This window comes from Kitasatospora sp. NPDC057512, assembly GCF_042802135.1.
Classification (GTDB): domain Bacteria; phylum Actinomycetota; class Actinomycetes; order Streptomycetales; family Streptomycetaceae; genus Kitasatospora.
The window spans coordinates 1-6084 of the sequence record NZ_JBHVET010000536.1 but is presented as its reverse complement, the minus strand read 5'-3'; the positions used below and the strand labels follow the sequence as shown (position 1 = coordinate 6084).

Genomic DNA, 6084 nt, shown 5'->3' with positions numbered 1-6084 from the left:
GGCGCATGGCAGCGCCGGGCCCGCCGTGGAACCGACCGTCAGACGGCGGCCAGCAGCCCCCGCCCGAGCCAGTCGGCCTCGTCCTTCACGCCCGGCAGGACGAAGAAGTAGCCCCCGCCGGTCGGCGAGATGTAGTCCACCAGCGGCTCGCCGATCAGCCGGGTCTGGGTGGCCTCGAACTGCCGCACCACGTCCTGCTGGTAGCAGCAGAACACCAGCCCCATGTCCAGGTTCCCGGCCCGGTCGACGCCCCGGTCGTAGTTGAAGCCCCGGCGCAGGACGCGCGAGTTGTCGGTGTCGGCGGTGCGCGGGTTGGCCAGCCGGATGTGGGCGTCGAGCGGGATCGCCCTGCCGTCCGGGTCCTTGGCGTAGTCCGGCGCGTCGGTCTCCCGGGCACCGTCCAGCGGCGCGCCGGTGTCCCGGCGGCGGCCGAACATCTTCTCCTGCTCGGCGAGGGTGACGCGGTCCCAGAACTCGATCAGCATCCGGATGATCCGGATCACCTGGTAGCTGCCGCCGGTCGCCCAGGCCGGCTCGCCCGTCCCGTCGGTGACCCAGACCAGCCGGTCCATCTCGCGCGCGGAGCCGGTGTCCGGGTTGACGATGCCGTCCTTGAAGCCGAGCAGGTTGCGCTGCGCGCCGTCCGGGCGGGACTGGTTCTGGAAGCCGTCGATCCGCCAGAGGATCTGCAGCGCGCCCCGGGTGTGCCGGGTGATGTCGCGCAGCGCGTGCAGCACGGTGTCCTGGCGATCGGCGCAGATCTGCAGCGAGAGGTCGCCGTGCAGTTCGGCGGCCTGGAGGTTGTCGTTCGGGAAGGTCTTCATCGGCGCGAGCCTGACCGGCTTGGCCTTGGCCAGCCCGTAGCGGTCGTCGAAGAGCGAGGCGCCGACGCCGACCGTGACGGTCAGGTGGTCGGCGGGGACGGTCGGGCCGAGGATGCCGCTGTCCGAGGGCGGCGCGCCGACGCCGAGGTCCGGCGGGGTGCCGCCGGCGGTGAGGAAGCGGATCCGCTCGGTCAGGGTCCGGAACAGCGTTTCGAGGCCCTTGCGGTCCTGGGCGATGACCTGGCAGGAGACGAAGGCCGCGAAGCCGGGGGCCGGCGTGGTGACGCCGGCCTGGTGGGCTCCGTGGAACGGCACCGCCCCGGTCTTCTCCTGCTTGCCGTCCCCGGCGGCGGCCGGGCCGGCGCCGAGGGCGAGGCCGCCGCCGGCCAGCACGGCGGCTCCGGCGCCCGCGCCGAGCACGGCCCGGACGAAGCTGCGCCGGGCCGGTCCGGCCGGGCAGCCGCCCTGCGCGGCGGCAGCGGCGGCCTCGGTGGCGGCAGCGGCGTGTGGGAACGGGCAGGACCCGGTGGCTGCGGTGTGGTCGGTCATCAGGCGGCCTTCCGGATCTCGAGCAGGGCGGGGACGGGGGCGAGGTCTTCGAGCAGTTCACCGGTGGCGCCGTTGAGCTGTCGGCGGGCGTCGGCGGGCAGCCGGTCGACCGGGGTCCAGCCCTCGGGCCGGTGAGCGGCGGCGACCAGGTCGCCGACCCGCTTCATCCCGGCGTTCACCCTGACGAGCACCTGCGGGTCCCGCTCGTCGAGCAGCGGCTGGAGCAGGGTCAGCAGCTCCTGGGTGCCGGTCAGGTTGGCCTGGGCGGTGGCCAGGTTGGTGCCGCTGCCCATGTCGGTGTCGCCGGTCAGCTCGAACTGGAGGGTGTTCTCCAGGATCTCGTGGGCGCGCAGCGGCAGGTCGCCGGGGGCGAAGTCCTGCCCGGGGAAGTCGTGCGCCAGCTTCTCCACGTTCTGCGCCAGGTCGTCGGCGACGGGCGTCAGCTCGGCGGCGGACTGGTCGTGCCAGAGGCCGTACTCCAGTCGCAGGAAGCCGGTGAAGCCCGGGTCCTGCTCCTTCCCGGCGAGTCCGTCCGGGCGGCCGTCGATCTTCCCGTCGAGGTCGGCGAAGGTGCCGTACGCGGCGCCGAGCGAGGCGTACCGGAGGTGGGCGGTGAGCCAGTCGGCCTTCGCCGTGGCGAGGTCCCCGGAGCGCACGTCGGCCTGGAGCTTCCGGCTCTCCGTCACGAGCGTCGCGAGGCCCTGGTCGACGTACTCCTTGTAGCTGTCGAGCGGGGCCTTGAGGTCCTCCTCCGCGACCGGCTTGACGGCCTTGACCACGGCGGCGCCGCTGACGTGCACGGCGGCCGAGGTGACGGGCTTGCCGCCGGTGGGCACGCAGCGCCAGGCGTAGTCGCCGGAGCCGATGGTGGCGGTCAGGGCGCGGGTGGTGCCGGGGGCCAGGCCCTCGATCTCCCCGTAGACCGCGCCGCTGCCCGGGTCGACGAGGTAGACCTCGGCGACCTTGTCGCCGGTGTTGCGCATCTGGAACACCTGCTGGCCAGGCCGCGGATCGGCGAAGCCCTTGCCGCACTCCTGCTCGGAGACGGCGACGGTGGCGGAGCCGCCCTGCTTGCCGTCGCTGACCGCGATCACGACGCCGGCCACCACCACCGGGACGGCGATCGCCGCGGTCGGCAGCACCCAGCGGGGCCGGCCAGCCCGCACCGGTCCGGCCGCGGCCTCGCCCTCGGCCCCGCCCGCAGCGGGCTTCACCGCGGCGGGCGCGGCCGGCGCAGCGGCCTGGGCGCGCCCACCGCCGCGGACCCCCTCGACGAACAGCGTCATCACGACGCCCAGGTACGCGACGTAGCCGACGACCTGGAGCACCGTCATGGTGACGGTCAGGTTGAGGGTGCCCTGGACCAGCGTCGCGTACCAGGACGAGGCGTCCAGGTGCCCGCTCAGGTCGAAGGCGTACGAGGTGCCGCCGCCGACCAGGCCGGACTCCTGGAGGTCCCGCAGGCCGTAGCCGAGCACGCCCGCCGCGACGACGATCAGTCCGACGCCGGTGATGGTGAAGAACCGGGTGAGGTTCATCCTCAGGGCCCGCCGGTACAGGCCCCAGCAGAGCCCGGCCGAGAGCACCAGGCCGACGGCCGCGCCGATCAGCGGCCCGGTGGACTCCCCGGCGGTGCGCACGTTGGTCCACAAGAAGAGCGAGGTCTCCAGGCCCTCGCGGGCGACCGCGAGGAAGCTGGTGAGCACCAGCGCGCCGGCGCCCATCGCCAGCGAGGCCTGGACCTTCTCCTTGATCTCGGCGGAGAGGGTGCGCGCCGAGCGCCGCATCCAGAACACCATCGCGGTGACGAAGCCGACCGCGACCAGGCTGAGCACCCCGCCGAACGCCTCCTGGGCGTGGCCGGAGAGGTTGGCGGCGGTGAAGGTGAGCACCGCGCCGAAGCTCAGGCTGAGCGCGACGGCCGCCGCGACGCCCGACCACACCTGGGGCAGCCGGGCCTTCTGGTCCGCCCGCACCAGCGTGGCGACCAGGATCGACACGATCAGTCCGGCTTCCAGGCCCTCGCGCAGACCGATCAGGAAGCTGGGAAACGCCTCATCCCACATGCGGCGGGCTCCTCCCCCGGGCCGACCCGGGTCGTTCACCTGTCCTCGACCCCGCCGCGGTGGCGGCGGGACGGCACAGCCGAACGCCCCGGACACTGCGGTCCGGGGCGCCACGGCTTAGCTTAGGCAAACCTTAGAGCCGAGCAGGTCAACCGCACCCCCGGTTCGGGTAAGGGTTCGGTATGAGCTCGCCCTCGCGTTGACCAAACCCGCAGGCCGGAGGGATCGTCAGGAGCCCCCGGTCATCCCCACCACTGCTCCGGCACCGCCTCCGGTTCGGGCGACTCCGGCGCCGTCACCGGTTCGGCGCAACGCACCAGGAGATCACCCTCCTCCGTTCCGGCGACGAGGTAGCCGCGCTCGCGCAGCACGACCGCGGCCGCACCGCTCAGCGCCGCGAGCGCCTCCCGGGAGGGCGGCCCGCCCGGCTCCGCGCCCGGCGTCCAGCCGACCACCACGCCCTCGGGGTGGCGGTCGATCCACAGCGGTGAGGGGCCCGGTCCGGTGTCGAACCCGGCGCGGGTCAGGGCCTCGGTGACGTCCTCGAAGAGTTCACGGTGATCCACCATTGGCGCAGCGTAGGCCCCGGACCTCGCGACCCCCGGACGCGGCGCGCGCCGAAACGCTTCAGCGGCACCCGACCGCAGCATCGGCACCCGTTGGGCCGAGCGGCGGCCAGCCGATCGGGCGTCAGGAACCCCCGTCCGGCCCGACACGCGCGGCCGGACGGGCCGATGGACGTGCACAGTCGGCCCCCTGCCGACAGCATGACAGAGTAAGCGCTCCATCACCCTGAGCAACGGGTTCAGCGGAACAGCTGGTCCGCGCGCCGGTCCCGCCGGCGGGCCCGTATCGAGAGGTCCCATGATCACAACACTTCGCCGGCCGCCGTTCCCGCCGGCGGGCCTCCAGCACGGCACGCCGCGGACGCCGGGGAGCCCGTCGTGAGAGCCGACCAGCAGTCGCAGCCGGGACCGGTGACCACCACGCGCGCCGACCCCGCCAACAAGGCCGAGGCGCTCGCCGACTGGGCGGACGGCCGACTCGGCATCTACTCCCTGGCCAAGGCCAATCTGCGCAAGATCTTTCCCGACCACTGGTCCTTCATGCTGGGCGAGATCGCGCTCTACACCTTCGTCATCATCATCCTCACCGGCGTCTGGCTCACCCTGTTCTTCGTGCCGAGCATGGGCGAGGTCGTCTACGACGGGTCGTACGTCCCGCTCAGGGGCATCCCGATGTCCGAGGCCTTCTCCTCGACCGTCAAGATCAGCTTCGACGTGCGCGGCGGCCTGCTGATGCGCCAGATCCACCACTGGGCCGCGATCGTCTTCGTCGCCTCGATGCTGACCCACATGATGCGCGTCTTCTTCACCGGCGCGTTCCGCAAGCCGCGCGAGATCAACTGGGTCTTCGGGGCGCTCCTGCTGATCCTCGGCATGTTCGACGGCTTCATGGGCTACTCGCTGCCCGACGACCTGCTCTCCGGCACCGGCATCCGCTTCATGGAGGGCGCCGTCCTCGCCGTCCCGATCGTCGGGACGTACCTGCAGTTCTTCCTCTACGGCGGCGAGTTCCCGGGGCACGACATCATCCCCCGGCTGTTCACCGTCCACGTCCTGCTGATCCCCGGGATCATGGTGGGCCTGCTCGCGGCGCACCTGATCCTGGTCTTCTACCACAAGCACACCCAGTTCGCCGGGCCCGGCCGGACCAACGACAACGTGGTCGGCATGCCGCTGCTGCCGGTCTACACCGCCAAGGCGGGCGGCTTCTTCTTCCTGGTCTTCGGCGTGGTCTCGGTGATGGCGGCGATCGCCACCGTCAACCCGATCTGGATGTACGGCCCGTACCGGCCGGACCAGGTGACCACCAACGCCCAACCCGACTGGTACATGGGCTTCTCCGAGGGCCTGATCCGCGTGATGCCCGGCTGGGAGATCAGCGTCTGGGGCGGCCACACCCTCAACCTCGGGGTGTTCGTCCCGCTGATGGTCTTCCCGACCGTCCTGCTGGCCATCTGGTGCTACCCGTTCCTGGAGGCCTGGATCACCGGCGACCGGGGCGAGCACCACATCGCCGACCGGCCGCGCAACGCGCCGGTCCGCACCGCCTTCGGCGCGGCCTGGATCAGCCTCTACCTGATCCTGCTGGCCGGCGGCGGCAACGACCTGCTGGCCACCCACTTCCACCTCTCGATCAACGCGATCACCTACGCGGTGCGGATCGGCTTCTTCACCGTGCCGGTCGTCGTCTTCGTGATCACCAAGCGCTGGTGCCTGGGCCTCCAGCGGCGGGACAAGGAGAAGGTGCTGCACGGCCGGGAGACCGGTGTCATCAACCGGCTCCAGCACGGCGAGTTCGTCGAGGTGCACGCCCCGCTGCCGCAGGGCCGGCTCTACACCCTCACCGCGCACGACCAGCCGCAGCCCTCCGAGCTGCCGCCCGAGGTGGACGAGAACGGCGTGGCCCGCAAGGCCGGGCTGTGGACCCGCGCACGGGTCAAGCTCTCCCGCGGCTTCTACGGCGAGTACAGCCAGATCGCCAAGCCCACCGTCGAGGAGCACGAGGAGATCGGCAGCGGCCACGGCCACCACTGATCCCCTCCCGCACCTGGAAAGGGCCCGCCGCACCGGGAACGGTGC

General features: G+C 72.3%; 4 protein-coding genes. 1 reads left to right on the top strand and 3 read right to left on the bottom strand.

Annotation, left to right across the window (positions count from 1 at the left end; genetic code table 11):
* Positions 1–38: 38 nt before the first annotated feature.
* From efeB to ACFU6K_RS28435, 3 genes are all read right to left on the bottom strand, one after another.
* Positions 39–1373, bottom strand: coding sequence for an iron uptake transporter deferrochelatase/peroxidase subunit (gene efeB / locus ACFU6K_RS28445; protein ID WP_380667729.1), 1335 nt, complete (start codon positions 1371–1373; stop codon positions 39–41).
* Entirely contained in the window at positions 1373–3439 is a 2067-nt protein-coding gene (efeU, locus tag ACFU6K_RS28440; protein WP_380667727.1) for an iron uptake transporter permease EfeU, read from the bottom strand. Before efeU ends, efeB begins: the two co-directional genes overlap by 1 nt.
* Before the next feature lie 242 nt (positions 3440–3681).
* Entirely contained in the window at positions 3682–4008 is a 327-nt protein-coding gene (locus ACFU6K_RS28435; protein WP_380667725.1) for a hypothetical protein, read from the bottom strand.
* Between the two features lie 408 nt (positions 4009–4416).
* On the opposite strand from ACFU6K_RS28435, the gene ACFU6K_RS28430 reads away from it, so the two are divergent.
* Complete coding sequence (locus tag ACFU6K_RS28430) at positions 4417–6039, top strand: cytochrome bc complex cytochrome b subunit (RefSeq protein ID WP_380667731.1); 1623 nt, start codon at positions 4417–4419, stop codon at positions 6037–6039.
* Positions 6040–6084 lie beyond the last annotated feature (45 nt).